The organism is Alteromonas sp. ABH4_452 (assembly GCF_056311825.1).
On record NZ_CM149973.1, the window covers coordinates 3,052,582 to 3,072,974 of the forward strand.

Annotated in this window: 13 protein-coding genes; 4 read left to right on the plus strand and 9 right to left on the minus strand. The window is 44.9% G+C overall.

Features of this window, described 5'->3' with window-relative positions; translation table 11 throughout:
- Positions 1 to 132 precede the first annotated feature (132 nt).
- Positions 133 to 1,113: an NAD(P)H-quinone oxidoreductase gene (locus ACYX4N_RS13095; RefSeq protein WP_476056448.1), complete on the minus strand. Its 981-nt coding sequence runs from the start codon at positions 1,111 to 1,113 to the stop codon at positions 133 to 135.
- Between the two features lie 214 nt (positions 1,114 to 1,327).
- Between ACYX4N_RS13095 and ACYX4N_RS13100 the strand changes: the two genes are divergently transcribed.
- Positions 1,328 to 2,521 (plus strand): class I SAM-dependent rRNA methyltransferase, encoded by a 1,194-nt coding sequence (locus ACYX4N_RS13100; protein ID WP_476054320.1) that lies wholly within the window; start codon positions 1,328 to 1,330, stop codon positions 2,519 to 2,521.
- A gap of 109 nt (positions 2,522 to 2,630) precedes the next feature.
- Here ACYX4N_RS13100 and ACYX4N_RS13105 read toward each other — a convergent pair whose 3' ends face one another.
- The 6 genes from ACYX4N_RS13105 to ACYX4N_RS13130 form a co-directional block, all read right to left on the minus strand.
- Positions 2,631 to 2,906 (minus strand): DUF2061 domain-containing protein, encoded by a 276-nt coding sequence (locus ACYX4N_RS13105; RefSeq protein WP_476054321.1) that lies wholly within the window; start codon positions 2,904 to 2,906, stop codon positions 2,631 to 2,633.
- A 201-nt stretch (positions 2,907 to 3,107) separates the two neighbouring features.
- The gene (locus tag ACYX4N_RS13110; RefSeq protein ID WP_118495239.1) at positions 3,108 to 3,410 is read right to left on the minus strand and encodes a PilZ domain-containing protein; all 303 of its coding nucleotides are present in this window, start codon (positions 3,408 to 3,410) and stop codon (positions 3,108 to 3,110) included.
- A gap of 314 nt (positions 3,411 to 3,724) precedes the next feature.
- A complete protein-coding gene (gene hrpA, locus ACYX4N_RS13115; RefSeq protein ID WP_476054322.1) occupies positions 3,725 to 7,720 on the minus strand; it encodes an ATP-dependent RNA helicase HrpA in 3,996 nt (1,331 codons plus the stop codon).
- A 100-nt stretch (positions 7,721 to 7,820) separates the two neighbouring features.
- A complete protein-coding gene (locus ACYX4N_RS13120; RefSeq protein ID WP_474807315.1) occupies positions 7,821 to 9,167 on the minus strand; it encodes a Na+/H+ antiporter NhaC family protein in 1,347 nt (448 codons plus the stop codon).
- Between the two features lie 461 nt (positions 9,168 to 9,628).
- A complete protein-coding gene (locus tag ACYX4N_RS13125) occupies positions 9,629 to 10,945 on the minus strand; it encodes a helix-turn-helix domain-containing protein (protein WP_476054323.1) in 1,317 nt (438 codons plus the stop codon).
- Positions 10,946 to 11,007: 62 nt separating this feature from the next.
- On the minus strand, positions 11,008 to 11,919 hold the full coding sequence (locus ACYX4N_RS13130; RefSeq protein WP_476054324.1) for a diguanylate cyclase domain-containing protein: 912 nt from the start codon (positions 11,917 to 11,919) through the stop codon (positions 11,008 to 11,010).
- A 374-nt stretch (positions 11,920 to 12,293) separates the two neighbouring features.
- Between ACYX4N_RS13130 and ACYX4N_RS13135 the strand changes: the two genes are divergently transcribed.
- From ACYX4N_RS13135 to ACYX4N_RS13145, 3 genes are all read left to right on the plus strand, one after another.
- Positions 12,294 to 14,999, plus strand: coding sequence for a TonB-dependent receptor (locus ACYX4N_RS13135; RefSeq protein WP_476054325.1), 2,706 nt, complete (start codon positions 12,294 to 12,296; stop codon positions 14,997 to 14,999).
- Between the two features lie 81 nt (positions 15,000 to 15,080).
- Positions 15,081 to 16,199: a metallophosphoesterase gene (locus tag ACYX4N_RS13140; protein WP_476054326.1), complete on the plus strand. Its 1,119-nt coding sequence runs from the start codon at positions 15,081 to 15,083 to the stop codon at positions 16,197 to 16,199.
- The gene (locus ACYX4N_RS13145) at positions 16,199 to 18,460 is read left to right on the plus strand and encodes a phytase (protein WP_476054327.1); all 2,262 of its coding nucleotides are present in this window, start codon (positions 16,199 to 16,201) and stop codon (positions 18,458 to 18,460) included. Before ACYX4N_RS13140 ends, ACYX4N_RS13145 begins: the two co-directional genes overlap by 1 nt.
- A gap of 229 nt (positions 18,461 to 18,689) precedes the next feature.
- On the opposite strand, the gene ACYX4N_RS13150 is transcribed toward ACYX4N_RS13145, so the two are convergent.
- Together ACYX4N_RS13150 and ACYX4N_RS13155 are read right to left on the minus strand one after the other, a co-directional pair.
- Positions 18,690 to 19,109: a CBS domain-containing protein gene (locus ACYX4N_RS13150; RefSeq protein ID WP_474807327.1), complete on the minus strand. Its 420-nt coding sequence runs from the start codon at positions 19,107 to 19,109 to the stop codon at positions 18,690 to 18,692.
- Positions 19,110 to 19,290: 181 nt separating this feature from the next.
- Positions 19,291 to 20,355, minus strand: coding sequence for an isoaspartyl peptidase/L-asparaginase family protein (locus ACYX4N_RS13155; protein ID WP_476054328.1), 1,065 nt, complete (start codon positions 20,353 to 20,355; stop codon positions 19,291 to 19,293).
- Positions 20,356 to 20,393 lie beyond the last annotated feature (38 nt).

Here is a 20,393-nt window from a genome sequence, read left to right on the forward strand (position 1 = left end):
CCTTTACTAGAAGCTCTCGCTCGTGGCTTTTACTGAAGACGTTTAACACGCGCTTTTACTAAGGGCTTTCTACCACGAACTATTATCAAGCGCTTTTTAACACGCGCGCTTACCAAGGCTTTCAACCACGAACTATTTCCAAGAAATGACCAACTTGCCCTGCGTGTCGTTGTTTTCCAATCGCGCATGAGGCTTATCGATATCATCAATACTATAATGGGTATCGATATTTACATTTAGCTCTTTATTTTCAAAAGCGGGCAAACATACGTTAGAGAAATCACGTATCAAGTCCGCTTTATACTCGTCGCTTCGATTTCTCAGTGTTGTACCAATAATGGAAGCTCTCTTTCCTAAAAGCAAAGACATATCAAGGTTATCAGCATACCGTCCTGCTAGCATGGCCAAGTAAACTACTTTGCCGTCTTGCTTCAGCACTTTAAGGTTTCGGTTAAGGTAATCGCCACCGACCATATCAAGTACCATATCAACGCCTTCAGGCCATACTTTTTTTAGAACGTCATCAAACTGCTGCTGTTTGTAGTTAATTAGATGTTCTGCACCATTTTTTTCACAAAGGTTTAGCTTGTCTTGGCTTGACGCTGTTACTGCGCTGTGTACGCCCCAATATCGACATAGCTGAGTGGCGGCCAACCCTACACCACTAGCGCCCCCATGTATTAAGGCACGTTCAGCTGGCTTAATATGAGCAATGGTGCGTAAACACTGAAATGCGGTAAGGAAAACTTCGGCAAGACCTGCAGCTTCAAAAAATGGCATGCCCTTAGGGATAATCATTAGGTGGGCAGGATTAACAATGACTTCAGTAGCATAGCCACCACCTGCGACCAAACCAAATACTTCATCACCTTGTTTAAAGGTACTAACATCGCTGGCAACTTCTGTTACAACACCTGCTACCTCTAACCCGAGGATTTCACTTTCCCCTGGCGGAGGTGGATAATTACCTTGACGCTGCAACGTATCTGCTCGATTTACACCGAAGGCTTTTACCTCTACTTTTACTTTTCCTGATGTTAGCGATAAACCGTCGCATTCCTTAACAGTCAGTTCGCTTGGGCTACATCCCTTTTCAAAGTCCACATAGCGCATACTTTTCATCTAATCCTAGTCTTAAAATTTCAATCGTAATGTGTCTACGTACTACTATAACAATCAGTTTGGGTTTCTTTTGAGTTAATACCCATCTAGATTGGTATTATTAAACACAGAACCTCTGAAAATGCGTATAATCGCGGCCATTACCGTAAGCTTCTATGATGGCTTACATCAAATATATATTGTTTAAACTACCACGAGAGCCTACATGTCAGCACAGGTCATATTACAACCGTCCAGAGATAAATCACTTCGCCGTAAACACCCTTGGGTTTTCGAGAGCGCCGTAGCTGAGTTAAAAGGCCGTGCGCGGGTTGGCGATACGGTAGATGTCTTCGACTCTGAAGGCGATTGGTTAGGGCGAGGCGCTTATTCTCCAAATTCTAAAATACGCGTTCGCATGTGGACGTTTAAAAAAGATGAAAGCATTGATAACGGCTTTTTCTTGCGCAGGTTAGAAACTGCGCTAACGCTGCGTAAGCGCTTGTTTGACCCTACCAAAACGAATGCGTTTCGTTGGATAGCGTCTGAAAGTGATGGTCTTCCCGGTATTACAATAGACCTGTACGACAATGTTGCCGTGGTGCAGCTTCTAAGCGCTGGCGGTGAAAAGCACCGAGATAAGATAGTATGGGCAATCACCAAGCTAATGCCTGATGTTCACATCTATGAGCGTAGTGACGTTGATGTACGCAAAAAAGAGGGATTAGAGCCGGTAACAGGCGTGCTTCACGGCGAGCCACCCATGCAGGTTACAGTAAAAGAAAACGGCATTAATATTGTTGTTGATATAGAACATGGCCATAAAACCGGCTTTTATCTCGACCAGCGTGATAGCCGTGCTGCCTCAGCACACTACGCAAAAGATGCTGACGTACTAAACTGTTTCAGCTACACAGGCACATTTTCTTGCTATGCCCTTTCAGGCGGTGCCAAGTCGGTAACTAACGTTGATGTGTCTCAACCAGCTTTAGATTTAGCTAAACATCATGTGGCAATTAACGGATTAGATGAAGATAAGGCGCACTATGTAAACAAGGATGTATTTAAAGCGTTGCGTGAATATCACGAAAAGGGCAAACAGTTCGATATGGTCATACTCGACCCACCAAAATTTGTTGACAGTAAAGCTACATTAAACCGTGCTGCGCGTGGCTATAAAGACATTAATATGTATGGCATTCACACAGTTAAATCTGGCGGATTGCTGCTAACTTTCAGCTGTTCAGGTCTTATGCCTGCCGATTTATTCCAGAAGGTTGTCGCCGATGCTGCCCTTGATGCTGGCCGTACTATAAAAATCATTGCAAGGCTAAATCAAGCGTCTGACCACCCTATTATTGGTAGCTACCCTGAAGGCTACTATTTGAAAGGTCTAGTTTGTGAAGTCACCGACGATTAGAAATGAAAAAGCGCCCTCGTTGTTATAGAAACTTGGGCGCTGCTTTCACTTATTGAATTAACGATAGGTTATGCAAATAGCTTAGAAAGCGAGCAATAAACCTTACATTCTAAGAAGCGAAGGTTGCAACATTATTCGAAAAGCCACGATTATTTGAAAAGCCATTAGATAGCTGCTGTGAAGACTCACTTGCTTGCCCTTCAGTAACCACCTCTTTATCCTCTAATTTTTTCCATACCATTTCGTGGAAATAGAAGGCCACAGTATTAATTGCTGGCTCAACTAATGCTACCGCACCGCCTACTACTAAGCTGCCCGTAAGTAGGTAGGCTACAGTAAAGGCTACTGAAAAGTGCATAACAGCAAAGGTAATTGTCTTTTTCATAATTATCGCTCTCTCAAAAGTTTAGATTCTGTTTGCTTTCGCATTAATGAGAATTATTATCAATTGAGAGAAAAGATTAAAATAGAAAAAACTGAACGGCTTATTCGCTTTATTGAATGATAAGCGACGACCGAATACTTGTGACGCTTGTAATAGCGATGGAAAGGCGAGGTTAATTTCGCCTTTTTACCTGGGAATAACCTATTTCATCTGAGAAATTTCAACGCCTATAATACAGCTCGAATCAGATTCAGGCTCACAGCGTACAACCGTAGCTAGGGCGGCCAAAGAAGGGATTTGTGAGCTAGACGATTCTATAGCAACACTCACTTGCGTCCCTACCTCAATTGAGGGTTCATCAACTTCTAACGACATTCCTGTGGCGCTTATATCTTTGCACATTGCCTGCATGGTGCGGCTCGACTCATCGTCAGTAATTTGCAACTGACACGGCGAATTTACCATCATCCTGAAAAAATTTCGCTTATCGTCGTATCCCAACATGTCTACTTCTCCTGATTTTTAGCATTACGCTGACGACTACAATTGTTGTTATAGGTTGATGGCGATAACTTGTCAATCGAACTGTCTAGTTTTTATTCAACAATGCTGCAAAAGTAGTATTGGTCTTACCTCAATGAGTCGACGATTATCTTTTATTATCGATAAAACAGAACGGCTGTATGCTTATTAGGTACAAATAATTAAGCCCCACAATACGCTGCATTATGGGGCGCTAATATAATTAACCAGTCTATGTAGATGCGCTTCGTTCTTGAAAAGCTATGCGTTACACATTGTCTATATCGAGAACGTCATCAAAAGTCTGCTAAATAGAGGGTTATACGCTTCGCTGATATGGGGTATGCCGTACCAAGTTGCTGCGCAAACAGAGAAACACGCAGCTCTTCTATCATCCAGCGCACATCATCGAGGGCTTGAGGCACTTTACCTTTGGGGTACTTACTGCACGCTTTTTCCCATTCTTTAATCGACTTTTCTACCGTTACCTGATGCATTCTGTCTTTGTTGGGGTCAATGGGAAGCTTCTCAAGACGACGAGCCAAGCCTTTAATATAGCGGTTCCAATCGTCCAGCCTACTTTCACCAATTTGAGAAACAAAGCCAGGGAACACCAATGACGCAAGATGGGCTTTACAGTCACCTAACGCGTTAATCATCGTTAGCGGTACATTGCCTTTCATCTGCTTTTGGCACTGATGAGCAAGGGTAAGCCCCTGCTCTACCTGCTTTGCGATTTCTAACACTCTGTCATTAATATTCGCTCGAGCAATCTCTAAACAGGCCTCAAAATCAGCTTTATTTCGAATGTCAGTGTCGTTAGTTTTGCAATAATCACTAACAATGGCGTCGATACCCGCAAAAATACAGTCATCGATAAGTGCTTTAACTTGCCCAAATGGATTGAAATACAAACCCAGCTTGGCTTTATTCGGTAATTTGCTTTGCAAATAATTAAGGGGTGACGGCATGGCGTTTTTAATCAATACATTAACACCCTGCTTATGTAGCGACTGCGCTTTATCCGCTTCTTCAATGAGCGCAATATCTACTTTATCGCCCTTTTGCACAAGTGCTGGGAATGCCTGAACTTCAAACCCGCCTACCTTTTGCACAAAGGTTTCTGGCAAGCTTTCGAAATCCCACTGTTCGATATTGTTGCGCTCTAACTCCGGTGTTGCGGCTTTCTCAAAGGTTTGCTTGACCTGCCCAGCACACTGTTGTTTAAGCGCGTGAAGATCGTCACCTTTGGCAATATCATCACCGTTGTCGTTCACTACCGCAAAGTGCATTTTCAAATGCTTATCAAGCTGATCTATATTCCATTCTTCGCTTTCAATAATAACGCCTGTCATTTTGCGTAACTTGTCGGTTACGGCTTCAAGCAAAGGCACCGGACGGTTGTTTTTATCTGTTTCACTGATATCAGCAAGACATGCTTCAGCAAAGTTAGGCGCAGGCACAAAGTTACGACGCAAGCGTTTTGGCAAGGTTTTAATTAACCCCACAATAAGGTCGTGCCTTAGTCCCGGCACCAGCCAATCAAAACCTACGTTATCAACTTGATTAAGCACAGGCAGCGGGATGACAACATTTACGCCATCATCTTCAGCGTTGGGTTCAAAGTTATAGCGTAGCGGCAGCGTAATATTTCCCTGCCGCCATACGTCAGGGAACGCGTTCGCTACCGACTGCCCAGGCTGCTGACGATACACGTCTTCTTCTTTAAAGGTTAAACTGTCGTTACTTCCGTGCTGTCTAAACCATTTCTTAAACGCTGCATCATTATTGGCTTCAACCGGGATACGTTTAGCGTAGAAGCTTACAAGCTCTTCATCATCTACAATTAAGTCGCGACGTCGAGTCTTTTGTTCAAATTCATCCGCTTGTTCCAGCAGTGCCTGATTTTCCTGTAGGAAGCTGTAATTGAGCTTAGTATTGCCCTCTACCAAGGCTTCGCGGATGAATAGCTCGTGGCAGATTGGCGGGTCGATAAGGCTATAAACCTTCGCACGCTTCATCACTATGGGCAGCCCAAACAGAGTAACCTTTTCAAACGCGATAACCGCGCCGCGCTTTTTAGACCAATGGGGCTCTGAATAGCTTCTTTGTACAACGTGTTCAGCTAAAGGCTCTACCCACGCTGGGTCTATTTTTGCCACCATACGGGCAAATAGCTTAGAGGTTTCTACAAGCTCAGCTGCCATTACCCATTTTGGCTGAGACTTTGATAACCCTGAGCCTGGAAAAATTAAGAAGCGTGAATTGCGTGACCCCATATACTCACGGTCTTTATCTTTAAAGCCCATGTGCGACAGCAAGCCGCTAGCAATAGCTTGGTGAATAGCCTGATAGTCGGCTTCTTGCTTAGAAATACCAAAGCCCAGTTCAGCAATAGACTTTTTAAGTTGGCTTACAATGTCTTGCCACTCGCGCATACGTAAATAGTTGATGAAATTCTGCTTACACCATTTGCGGAGCTGATTTTGGCTTAGTGCGTTTTGCTGTTCTCTAAACGCCACCCACAAGTTGTAAAGACTTATGAAATCTGAATCTTTATCGTGGTATTCGCTGTGCTTCTCGTCTGCTTGCTGGCGTTTTTCCTGTGGGCGCTCTCGTGGGTCTTGAATTGAAAGCCCTGCCGCAATCACCATAACTTCACTAAGCGCATTTGTGCGCTCGGCTTCTATCACCATGCGTGCATAGCGTGGGTCGATGGGCAATCGTGCTACCTGACGACCCAGCGGGGTAAGCTGCATCTTGCCGCTTTTCTTCGTTTTTCTATTAGCTTTGCCTTTCGCAATAGCTTGGATTTCTTCAAGTAAGCGAAAACCGTCGTTGATATTGCGGTTATCAGGCGGCTGAACAAATGGAAAAGCAGCGATGTCGCCTAGCCCTAACGCAAGCATTTGCAAAATAACCGAAGCAAGGTTTGTTCGCAGGATCTCTGGGTCGGTAAATTCTGGGCGGCCTAAATAGTCATCTTCACTATAAAGGCGAATACAAATACCGTCAGACACACGGCCGCATCGCCCTGCCCGTTGATTCGCTGACGCTTGAGAGATGGGCTCAATAGGTAAACGCTGCACTTTACTTCTGGCGCTGTAGCGTGAAATACGGGCGAAGCCCGGGTCAATTACGTATTTAATGCCGGGGACCGTAAGCGAGGTCTCTGCCACGTTGGTGGCAAGTACAATGCGTCTGCCGCTGTGAGACTGAAATATGCGGTTTTGCTCTGCCGCCGACAACCTCGCATACAGCGGAACAATTTCAGTGTTGCGATAATGCTGTTTGCTCAAGGCATCTTGGGTGTCGCGTATCTCGCGTTCGCCGCTTAAGAACACTAATATATCGCCCGGCGCTTCGCGCATTAGCTCGTCGACTGCGTTTACGATAGCGTCGCTTTGATCAATGTCATCATCATTATCTTCTGGCGCGTGATAACGAATCTCTACCGGATAAGTTCGACCGCTCACTTCGATAATCGGCGCATTATTAAAATGCTTGGAGAATCGCTCTGGGTCAATGGTGGCAGAGGTAATGATAAGCTTTAAATCGGGGCGCTTATCTAACAGCTGACGCAGATAGCCTAACAAGAAGTCGATATTAAGGCTTCGCTCGTGGGCTTCATCGATGATGATAGTATCGTATTGATTTAAGAATCGATCTTGCTGCATTTCAGCAAGCAGCATACCGTCGGTCATAAGCTTAACGTAGCTTCGTTCGCTTACCTGATCGCTAAAGCGAATTTTAAAACCTACCTTTTCGCCAAGGGGCGTGTTTAGCTCTTCAGCGATACGCGTAGCCACGCTTCTTGCTGCTAAACGTCTTGGCTGAGTATGAGCAATCATGCCATTTACACCGCGGCCTAACTCTAAGCATATCTTAGGAAGCTGTGTGGTTTTACCCGACCCAGTCTCACCCGCAACGATAACCACTTGGTTATTGGCAATCGCTTCTTTAATGTCTTCTTTTTTATCGCTAACCGGCAGCGGTGGGTATTCAACTTTGGGTAGGTTGTCTTTACGCCAATTACGCTTTTCTATTGATGTGTTGATGTCGCTTTCTAGTTTCTCGAGCTGCTTTTTAAGGCTTTCTTCGCTAACCGCGTTGTCCTGTATTGAACCTTTGGGATTAGCTGCTTTTTTCTTTGCTCCTTTTCCGTCAACACCAGATGTATCATTCACTTTTTGTGCAAGCTGCGTGATACGGCGCTTCAAACGAAACTTATCTGCGCTTAAACAATCGTCTAGTTTGTTGTAAAGAGGTTTTATAGCAAGTGGTGAAGACAAAGTGACATCCTAAAGCGAGTTTCTAATCATCAATAAAATTCGGGCGGTGATCCTAGAAGATACCGCCCTAAAAAGCCAGTGTGTTAAGCGTTACGAGAATTTAAGCGCTTTGGGTTAATTCATCGTCTTGCGCCGTTTTAAAACGGGGAAAACCAAACCAAATGGCCGCCACACCAAACACAAAAATAAGCATGGGGTACCAGCAATACGGCGTAATGGCCAAAGGTGAAATGCCCACTACGGCCGCTGCACTTAAAAGCTGCGCGCCGTAGGGTACTAAGCCTTGAAAGCTGCACGAAAAGATATCCAGTAATGACGCGGTACGGCGTGGGTCTACGCCGTATTTTTCGTTCAGGTCTTTAGCAATTGGGCCTGCTGTAACAATGGCAATGGTATTGTTTGCTGTCGTAATGTCTAGAAAGCTGACCAAGCCAGCAATACTAAATTCCGCGCCTTTCTTAGACGTGACTTTACGGGTTAAGCGTTCAATTAACCAAGTTATACCGCCATTTGCGTGCATTAACGCCACAATGCCGCCTATGGTTATGGCAATCATCGCCAAGTCCTGCATCCAGCCCATCCCTTTTTGAATGCTTTGCATCATAGAAAGTGGCGTAAAGCTACCCTGAACCAGACCCACTGCGCAGGCACTGGCAATACCCACTGCAAGTACGCTAATGACGTTAAACCCTGTTAGCGCGAAAGCAATAATGCACAAGTACGGCACTATACGCCAAAAATCATAGCTGCCGCCTTCAACAATGCCAGAGGTATCAACATCGACCATAAGCAGTAATGCCATGGTAACGATGCAGGCCGGCACGGCCACCATTAAGTTTGCCTTGAACTTGTCTTTAAGCTGTACACCTTGGGTACGAGTTGCAGCAATGGTAGTGTCTGAAACAAACGAGAGGTTATCACCAAACATAGCGCCGCCCACAACAATACCCAGCGCCATTTCCACCGGCAGCCCTAAACTTGTGGCAAGGCCTGCACCTATGGGTGAGAGCGCGGTAATGGTGCCCATGGAGGTACCCATGGAAAATGATATAAAACAGCAAATCAAAAACAGGCCCGGCAATATCAGTGCGGAAGGCACAAATTGTAGCGCCATGTTAACCGTGGCATCCCTAGCACCAATATCAATAGTCACGGCATAGAATGCACCGGCTAACAGGAATATAAGCACCAAAAGAATAATGTTTTTATCACCACCACCTTTACAAAAGGTTTGTACCTTTTCAGAGAAGCTGACCTTTTTACCTTTCGGATTTAAACATAGGCCATACCCAGCGCTGATAAAAAACGCCACCAAAATAGGCATCGCAGTAATATCGTTTGTGGTAATTCCTGTCACTACAACAAGAATTACAAAAAGCAAAATAGGCGTTAAACCTAACGGATTGGGTGCGATAGAATTTGGTGCAATGTCGTTATTTTCGTGCACAGAAAACTCTCTTTTGGTTTTAATTGCGTAACAGCAAAAGTTTAAAGGCTACGCTGAACAGCCACCTTGAGGGTGCGAGTGCGTAAAACAAGCTTCAACAAGACCATATCTTTTTGGTCTTTGACGATGCAAAGCTAAAGCTGCAAAGGATAAAAGGTTTTAAGGATATTGAAAAGACATTTACTTTCCAGTGACTATGTCATTTCAGGCCTAACAGATTATTACCCTCTCAATGAGACTTACAAAGTTTGTAATTGCGTCGTATTACGGCAGGTATAGTAGTTCTGCGTTAAGCTGACGCGACAAAGAGTATTGCGTTGTTTAAAGAGAGACTACAGCCATCTTGTTGTTAAGGGCCAGCGTCACATAATTATATCGTAGGATTAATAGTGCACTGAGATGTCAATTACAGAGGTCTTATGCTCAACAAATAAGGGGCGAACACGTTTTACGGTTTCTGTTCAACTTCTAAGTTCGCTAGGGGTTTTCCCTGTTAGTCGTTTTACCGTACGACGAAAGTTGGGCAAATCGTTAATACCCATTGCGTTGGCCGCAGCCTCGTTACTCACCTTGTGCACCGATAAAAGTAAAAGCGCATGATTGCGTTGAACTTCTTCAGACAGAGCGCGATAGCTAGTGCCGAACTCTTTTAATTTCCGTTTTAGCGTAGCTACGCTGACGTCTAGGGTTTCCGCCAATTCAGGCAACCCGATATTTGGCGACTGCGTATTGGAGGATGTACAAACGTAACGCCTCACAAAATCAGGTAAAGACAAACGGTTTTGCTGTTCAATAGACGTCCGTTTCTTCGTTTGCGTTGCGCTGTTACTCGATAAACTTTCTAAAGAAACGTGCGATTTAACTGAGTCTGTAGGCCGAGCCGTCAGCCCTAAGGGTTGGCTTGTTACCCTTTTTTCAATGCAAATACTGTTAAAGCGGCTATTAAACGATAATTTAAGCCCAAGGTGCGTTTCATAATCAGCAATATTTTTCGGTCGACTGCCTGTGAAGGTAAAAGACAAAGGTATTCGCTTATTCGCAATATTTTTAATGAGCGCCACCAGCGTTGCAAATGCCACTTCAAGAGTGAACTGAAGCTGTTTGCTGCTCATGCCTGTAAACTGAGGCACTAGTATTATTTTGTCGGCACTTTCAAACCGCTGAAACTGACATAGCGGTAAGCTACACCACCTAAATGTTTGGCGTTGAGTAAGGTGTAAAAGTAGCTGCTCAATATTTTCACATGTTTTAAGCACATGTAGCGGACTAGTAAGCCACTGCGAAGCGAAAGCACCACCCAGTAAAAAACTGACATCGTTACCTTTGGTTTGACTGTGCACATTGGCTAACAGCGATGAATATTGGTTTATGCTTACTAGCGAATTGTGTTGTAACGACTCCTCAAAAATACCTGTACCGCGCAAGAGCTTATTCTTATTACCGCCACGAGAGAGCGCCACATTGAGCACTGCCTGTACCAGCCAATACCCAGCGATCACTTTATCTTGGCTAGACATCACTACATGATAGCTACCAGCACTATCACTACCGGTGACATCCATGCTAAGCCCATCAGCATCACCATTTACAGAGACACCCACTACTAACTCATCAACATCATCTCTTACACAGACACCCACGCCTAAATCATCAACATCATCTTTTGCAGAGACACCCATGCTAGATACACGTGTTGAATGACACCGTTCAGCACCTGCAGCTGTATCTTCGTTTGCAGAATCTCGCAGTGCGTTGAGCCGTGGTAGTGTTAAATCCATTAGATATTCACCGCAGGTATCTTCGCGCACATACACCAACTAGTCTCACCAAACTGTCCAAACTACGCTGCACTGTCATGAGAACGCTCAAGCTCTAACAGCATGGTGTTAAGCACAGTCGCAAGGCGCTGATTAGGTAACAAAGTCACTTGAGCACTGCGTGCGGTGGTGTAAATAGCGTTGGCATTGAGGCTATGTCTAAAAGCCAGATGCTGAATACTTACTTTGATATCATTCAAGATAACATCGGCCTGCATGGGCGAGACGTCTGGCATCAAAATAGCAAACCTATCACCAGCGTAACGGCACGCTAGATCTTGCTGGCGCAAATTCATGATCACCAATTGCGCAATGTCGTGTAGATACCTGTCGCCTTCTGTATACCCGTGCTTTTGGTTAAACAAAGAGAAGTTATTGATATCGATGATGGCAATTACAGCCGACTTCCCGGATTGCTGTAATTTACTTATTTGTGCTTTCCAATATTCTGCGCGGTAAAGTTGAGTAATAGGATCGATAGCATCGTGATCCCGAACGTCCCACTCACGACGTCGTAATTGCAAATTTAACGCACGCTGCTCTAGGTGCCATTGATAAAGTGCCGCGGTCATCACTACCATCCCCACCGCAGCAGGGTAAGACTCAATCATACTTATCCAGTAAGCGGATTCGGGGTAATGAAAAAATTCGTCTAAAAAATCTAAACTGACAGAAAACAAGAAACAGCCTAGCCCTATAATAAGAAGGCTAGTTACTTTTCCAGGAGGACGGCTAGCGAGCGCTGCTAGCATCCACGCAAGCGTTAAAAAAGCGATGCTCCCCTCCCCCACAATATCTAGGCCAGATATCACGGTGCTTTCTTTTGCATTGCCAAATATAAAAGCTAGGCAAACCGCCAAAGTTACCACGCACAACGTAAATACCAGCCAAAGCTTGTGATGTCTAAATTGTGTTGAATTTGTAAAGGTAAACATAATGCTCTCTTTGGAAATCTCTAATATTGAATACATCACGCGCCAGTCCAGCGGCTTCCAGCGCTTAAAACAAAACGAGAGTCTTGCCCAAATTTGATGAAACTGTCGAGGGTCAGTTTGGCTCATCAATGTGACATATTGATGGCAACCTATTCAAAGAACGCGAAAAAACAAGATAAAACCATACAAAATCATAAACTTAGGCCAGGGTCAATTTAGCTCACCGATTTGAGAATTAGCGACATTTGCCGAAAGTAAGCCCCATGTTCCACTCAATCGTCATATAACTGTCATGGAGCATTCTTAGGGTACTTAGTCATTAACTTAGCACTTACTTCACACTCCTATTGACTGCTTAATTGATTGGAAAATAAATGAAAATTAAAACCGCGTACTCTTCTCTTACACTTGCCTGCGTAGCGGCGCTAGGCCTTAGCGTTGCGTCGCCTGCTTTAGCGGCGGATGGTGTCATTATTGGTTCAGTAAAAGACGCCGCCAAAGCACGCAGCTATACAGGCGCACAAATTAGAATTGTCGAGCTAGGACTTGTGACCGAAGCTGGCAGAGACGGCACGTTTCGCTTCCCTTCTATTCCTGAAGGCACTTATACCTTAGAAATCTCTTATCTTGGTGAAGACACAGTCACGCAAACGATTAATGTGACAGACAACGGTATTGCCCGCGCTGCCGTCGAATTTGGTAGCGGCGATACCATCGATGAGATTCTGGTGCATGGCCAACGAAGCGGACAGGCAAGCGCCATTAACCAGCAACGCGTATCTGACCGTATCTCGTCTATTGTTTCGGCAGACGCTATTGGTCAATTTCCTGATCAGAATGCTGCGGAATCGCTACAACGTTTGCCCGGCCTTTCTATAGAACGTGACCAAGGCGAAGGTCGCTTTGTGGGAATTCGCGGTATCGACCCAGACCTTAATAACGTAACCATCAACGGGCTTAATATTCCCTCGCCGGAGTCAGGCGTACGCTCTGTTGCACTTGACGTTATTCCTTCTGAACTTATTCAAACTTTAGAAGTATCAAAATCTGTAACCCCAGATATGGATGGCGACGCCATTGGTGGCTCGGTGGCGGTAAAAAGTGTAAGTGCATTCGATAAAGCCCGTGATACCGCAAGCGTTACTGTACAAGCAAGTCAAAATGACTTAGTGGACAAAACCAGTCCAAAGCTGTCTGGCACCTTTACTAAAAAGCTTTCATCTGAATGGGGTGTTGCCGGCGCTATCTCTTACTTTGATAGAGACTTTGGTTCAGATAACGTTGAAAGTAACGGTGATGACGAGTTGGAGCAACGTGACTACACAATCACTCGCGAACGTTTAGGGAGTGCGCTGAATATTGATTTTCGCCCCGACTTCAACAACCAGTATTTCCTTCGCACACTTTACAGCGAATTTTCTGATGACGAATACCGTCAAGGCAACATTTTCACTTTCGACGGTGAAGACTCGGAAATAGAAAGAGAAAGTAAAGATCGTTACGAAAGCCAGAGCATCTTTACTATTGCACTAGGTGGTGAGCACCAGTTAGAAACATGGAGAGCAAACTGGCAACTTGGTTATGCCAAGTCTGATGAAGACGAACCAGACGCTTTGTATTATGTATTTAAAACAGAAAACGACAGCATTGATGCTGATCTAAACACCATGCGCCCAACGGTTTCACAAAACGCTGATGCCATGGACTTATCTACCTACGAGGTAGATGAAATCAGTTTTGAAGATAACTACACCAAAGATACCGAAACCAGTATTAAATTTGACGCATCACGCCCTGTTAACCTGGGTGGATACATTGGTGAATTCAAATTCGGTTCAAAATACCGCAGCCGAGAAAAAGACCGAGACAGCAGCATCACGATTTTTGATGGTGATTTTGACGGGCTAGATGCCTCTCAGTTTGGTACTGCTAGCCCAGAGTATGCACTCGGTGACTTCGGCCCCGGGCTTAACCGCGGCGTAATGCGCAGCTACTTTAACGATAACCGCTCAAGCCTTGAAGTAGACAGCCTTAATTCAGAAGTTGAATCTCGCGGTGCCACATATGTAAACGAAGAAGATATTTTTGCGGCCTACGTAATGGGCAGCGTTGATATTGAAAAGCTTCACTTGGTCGCCGGTGTTCGCTACGAGCGTACCGACTTTTCAACGTCAGGCATGCGCGTAGAGCTAGTTGAAAACGAGCAAACCGATGTAGAAGAAGTGGTCAACACACCATGGGAAGCTGAACGCGACTATGACTACTGGCTACCGAGTGTAAATGCCAGGTATACGTTTTCTGACAAGCTACAGCTTCGTGCCGCCTACACGCAAACCATTTCACGTCCAAAATTTGAAGATGTGGCTGCGTTTCAAATTATCGAAAGTAAAACCGAAGAAGACGACGGCGTATTTGTAACTGAACGTGAGGCAGAAGTGGGCAACCCAGAGCTTCAACCTTATGAAGCGCAAAACGTCGATTTGTCCGTTGAATACTACCCTGGTGACATTGGCGTAATTTCAGCAGGATTGTTCTATAAGAATATCGACAATTTTGTTGTGTATGCAGATGTTGCAGGTACCACTGGCTGGGAAGGTTTTGAAGAAGTTATTCAGCCAATAAATGGTGACTCTGCTGATTTGACGGGCTTAGAACTGTCTTGGGTCAAAGCCTTTAACAACGGGTTTATTGTATCTGCCAACGCTACCTTTACCGACTCAGAAGCGACAACTTTCTTAGACGGCGAGAAATTTGAAACGCAATTACCGAACCAGTCAGATCGCATTGGCAACTTAACCATTGGTTACGAAGCGAATGATTTCAGTGTACGACTTGCTACCACGTATAAAAGTGAAAACTTCGAAGAAATTGACGGTGATATGCTGAGATTTGAAGATGACCATGTACAAATTGATTTCATGGCCCGCTATTACATTAACGACAGCATGCAGGTGTATTTCAACGGCATAAACCTAGGTGACGAGCCTTTCTATAACTACTTTGATACGCGCAGTCAAAACGCGCAGTACGAAGAGTATGGCCGTACCTTCGAGCTAGGTTTCACTTGGCAGCTTAACTAGTCACTTTTATTTGTTGTTAATATTCAGATGTTCGCAAGCTTCTAACATGGGGCTTGCGTCATCTGCTTTTGAGAGTCTTCCATGCACGGTTTACCCACATTTCTCCCTACCACAAAGGCAACAGTCGCAACCTTGTTTGCGGTTGCGTTTTGTTTCACCTGCTGCCTTACCTCAGATTTTGTAAAGGCAGAGCAAACAAGCCCCGCTTACAGTGCGGCAATAACTAACGTAGCTAGTAATAATACGAAGACTACCAACGAGCAGTATTCACATAATTATTATGTGCACACCACTATTGAAGGTTTATCGGTACCGGATGAAGCGGTTTCTTTTTTAACGTTAGGTGATTGGGGCCGCAACGGCCACTTTTATCAAAAACACGTTGCTAAATGGCTAGATATTGCAAGTTACCAACTAGATGCTGAATTTATCGCAACCACCGGCGATAACTTCTACGACAACGGTGTTGCCTCAGTTGACGACCCTTACTGGCTGTCTTCTTACGAAACTATTTATCATCAACCTCATTTATTCATCGACTGGTACCCTGTGTTGGGAAACCATGACTATCGAGGAAACTGGCAGGCGCAAATAGATTACAGCAGTAAGAGTCGACGTTGGGAAATGCCGGCGCAGTATTACAGTAAGACGTTAAAGCTTAACGATGGAAGCTCAGCTCTCTTGTTGTTTATCGATACGTCTCCGCTAAACCCCGACTATGCAGACGAAGCTAAATACCAAGAAGCCTACTCACAAGGGGCATCTGAACAGCTTGATTGGATAAATACTATGTTAGGCAACGATCAACACACCTGGAAAGTTGTCATTGGACATCATCCACTTTATTCAAGTGGTAAACGCTATGGCAAAACGGACGCTATCAAAGACGTATTAGAGCCCATTTTTCACGACCATGGCGTGAACCTCTATATTGCGGGGCACGAACACGACCTTCAACACAACCAATTACCCGGGGATGACCTAGTGCACGTAGTGTCCGGTGGCGGCTCAGAAGTGCGGCCTATTAGTAATTACGACTTTACACAATTCGCAAAATCGACCGGCGGCTTTGTCAGTGTAAGTATGACAGCTAAAAACATCTTCCTTCATTACATCGATCACAATGGGAAGACGATTTACACCCACACAATGAATAAAGCCAGTAAAGCGTCTTCGACGACCACGATTCAGGATCAATAATGACAATGGATAACCAAAAAACAAAAGGGCTACACCGAGCAGTAGCAAAGACCGTCGTTTTTACCGGTGCTCTAGCCACACTCTTTAGCTGTGCAGCTCAAAATGCAACAGCCACAAAAAACCAAATCGAGCCCACAGGCACTGTACTTAAGGTTACACATCTTAAAAAAGGTTTTGAACAAACGTTTTATTACCAAAACAATGATCAAGCTAACGCTTACAAAGACACCCATGCTAACGCTTACGAAGACACCCATGCTAACAGCGCGAAAAACACAGCACTTACAAAGACACCCATGCCAACAGCGTCTTACAATAACACCCATGGCAATCAAACGCTCAAGGTAGCGTCGTCAAAGAAAGGTCACTCTTACGAAGACACCCATGCTATTGACCTTCAAATAAACGAGCATAAAGGCATTTCACTTACTAACAGCCAAGGTAAAACTCAATTTATTGAAGGCAGCTACGCGTTTGCCCACGCTGAAGTAGCTAACCCTACGAACAAACAATGGGTGTCTTTGGTAGTGTTTAATAACAACACGCAACATATTGAAGCGTATCGCATATCTGTTGACACCCTGGCAGTGCAACAGCAGCTTAGCCAACCCGCAAAAGGCTCAGAAGCCATTTGCGCAGCAATGAGTGCGCAAGGACAGCCTCACATTATCAATGTGGATGCCACAGGTACTCTCAATCAATATGAACTGAACCATGATCAGTTTTTATCGCTACGCAGTTTCGCCATAGGCCCTGGCATCAAAAGTTGCAGTGTTGACCTCGATACACAAAACATCTATTTGGCGGACGAGTTCGCCGGGGTATGGAAGATTAACGCCCATATAGAAAGTGAGTTAGAGAAAACGCTTATCTTTCATGACGCAGATACACCAGTCGAAGGCGTGAGCGTCTTACCCTCTTCAACCCTAAATTCAAATAGCAGCCTTGTCGGTTGGGTAAGCCCAGATAAAAGCGGCGTATGGCTTCAAAGTCAATGTCACGCTGAATTCGTAACTTTGATGCACGATGAAGACGGGACCGCAGAAAGCATAGAACCTGAATTTATTCAGTTAGCTACTTTTGCAAATAAAGAAAGGCAAGGAATCTCTGTGGTAGTAGATGATGATGCATCGGGCAGGGTTTATTCTGTAGAACTGCCGGCTAGTTTGGCCGCCGCATACTTTAACGATGGGTGTCTTGCTAAAAAAGACGATGACACTCAAAACGGTTCCGATACGTCTGCCCAACATAAGGTGGCCACTGTTTTACCCTTAGCGCAAACTCAGCCTGTGCAAAACTATGGTGATGCAGCTGACGACCCTGCTATTTGGGTTAACTCACAGGCCCCTTCAGAAAGTCGCATTGTTGGCACCGACAAGAAAGGCGCATTGAATACCTACGATCTTACCGGCAAGCAACTTCAGAGCCTGCCGATAGGAAGAGTCAACAACGTTGATGTTGGGTATCGGGTTGCGGTAAACACTTTGAACATCGGCAGTAAAAATGAGTTTACTGATATTGCCGTTGCTTCAAACCGAACACATAACAGCTTGTCTGTTTTGGAAATAGATCATAACGGTAACCTCGCCCATTTAGGTGAGATTAAAACAACGCTTAGCGACATTTATGGTATGTGTCTTTTTACCAATAACGGTATAGCTCATGTTTTTGCGAACGATACCAGTGGTCGCTTCGAGCGATATGAATTATCAATCAACCAAGGCAAAGCAGTTGAAGGAAAGTTAAGTCAGAGCTTCTCTCTTCCCTCACAGCCTGAAGGCTGCGTGGTAGACACCCACACCAATACCGCTTACCTTGGTGAAGAGGCCACAGGCATCTGGGCGCTAAATATCAGCTCTACTGATAATACACCTACATTTATCTCAGCAATAAAAACACCCGTTGAAGCTGATGTAGAGGGCTTGGCACTATTTACCGTTGATGGCAAGAAATACCTCATTGCATCAAGTCAGGGCAATAACAGCTACGCCATCTATCACATACATGAAGAAAACCCTGAAACGTTAACACTTATGGGGCTAGTTAAAATTGCTGCTGACAAGGCAAAGCAAATTGATGGGGTCTCGGAAACTGACGGACTAGAAGCAACGAACGCCAACCTTGGTGGTGATTTTACTGAAGGACTGTGGGTAGTGCAAGATGGCCGAAACGTAATGCCAAGCCAAAAGCAAAACTTTAAACTTGTCGCAGGTACGACGCTCAAAAACGCAATAAGAGATTTGGTAAATAGACAAGGTTAAAGGCACATGGTGTGAGTAACCACCAACACCCACGCCAATAATAGAGAAAGGGGGGAAGTTTAAAGCTTAACCTTTCCCCTTTACTCTCAAAACTTGCTGACTTATCGCTGTAGCTTAATTGCGCTTAAGGTTGCATTAGCTAAAACATCGCAAATACCACCTTAGATATTGCAGACAGCCTTAGGTTTTGCAGACAAGCTTACATAGGCAGCGCAAAATCTAATATCAGCTAGCCTGCTCGCTGATAACCATCATTTAATTGAACGTCAATGGCGCGAAGCACGGCCGTTCGGTTAATTGAGCCTAAAAGCACACCATCGTCATCTACTACCGGGTAAACCCGCGGCTTCTCTTTAAGCAGTAATTGCGCTAGCTCTATCACAGACATGTAAGGTTTAACCGAAACCACCGGCGTTTTCATGATTTCCCCGACCCTACAAATTTGTTCGCGATAGTAGCTTGAGGCTATCATTTGAGCGATACAGTCTTGCTCGGATAAAAAGCCCACGACCTTTCCCTTTACGTCAAGCACTGGCCCACCACTTTGCCCACTGGCTAACAACGCTTCGACAGCCTGCGCAACGGGCATATCGACATTAAGCTTCACTGGGTGAGTATTCATATAATCACTGACTTGCAACGATTCCATTTTCAATTCTCCAGCCGTGGCGCCTAATGTGACCGATACTGCGACTTATTGGGCTTTACGGCACTTCAATTATTATTAACCACATGTGAAAGCAATTTTCCCCCACACTTTAAGATTAGACCTTTCGTTGCCTACAAGCCAGCACATTTAACATTAAAATAACAAATGTTTCTTGCAGTGATTAGTCTTTGTAGATTGCGACTTTCACATTGCCATTTACATCAATGCTCGCGCGGTACATTCCCGCTGAATTAAACGGCATTGCAACGTTACCTTTTGCGTCAATAGCAATTACACCACCATCACCACCAGCTTTCACTAGCACGTCGTTCACCACGGTATTCGCAGCGTCGTTTAACGACAAACCTTGATACTTCATCCGCGCGCAGATATCTGCTGCTACGTTGTATCGTATAAAATACTCACCATGCCCAGTAGCCGATACCGCACAGCTTTCATTGTCGGCATAGGTGCCAGCACCAATCACCGGTGAATCACCAATACGCCCGTATCGTTTAGCCGTCATTCCGCCGGTGGATGTTCCGGCCACAATGTTGCCCTCGCCATCTAGTACCACCGCCCCTACGGTTCCAAAGCGCTCGTTGCCCTGCTGTAAACCATAACCATTTGAAGCCTGCTCCATACGGGCTTTCGCTTTATCTAGAGCCTGCTTGCGAAACTCAGTGTCGAAAACCGAATTGTCCACCTGCTCAAGGCCATTCTCTTTGGCATAATCTTCAGCCCCTTCACCGGAAAGCATAACGTGTGGAGATTCATTCATTACCAGCAGCGCTGCCTCTATTGGGCTTCGAATTGTCTTAACACCCGCAACAGCGCCAGCATTTTTATTGCCGCCATGCATGATAGACGCGTCGAGTTCATGCTCGCCGTCAAAGGTATACACAGCACCAATGCCCGCGTTAAACAAAGGTGAGCTTTCAAGAATTTTAATGGTTTCTACCACCGCGACTTCACCTTTTACACCGTCTTGCAGCAAGGTATAACCGTGCTGTACTGCTTGCGTTAACACCTTTTTATACGCCGCCTCTTTTTCAGCCGTCATCGAAGACTTTAAAATAGTGCCGGCTCCGCCATGAATGGCGATGGCAACCCGTGAGCTTTCTTGGTGAGTATCAGCCGCTGATGCGTTAGCACTAACGAGCGTTAGCGAAGCTACTAAGGCACTGATTACACATAAGGTATTTCGAGTTTTATTGGACTGATGAAAAATGCGAGGAAGGTTCAAACGGTTAACTCCTTTAAAAGTTATAAAACACCGCTTAG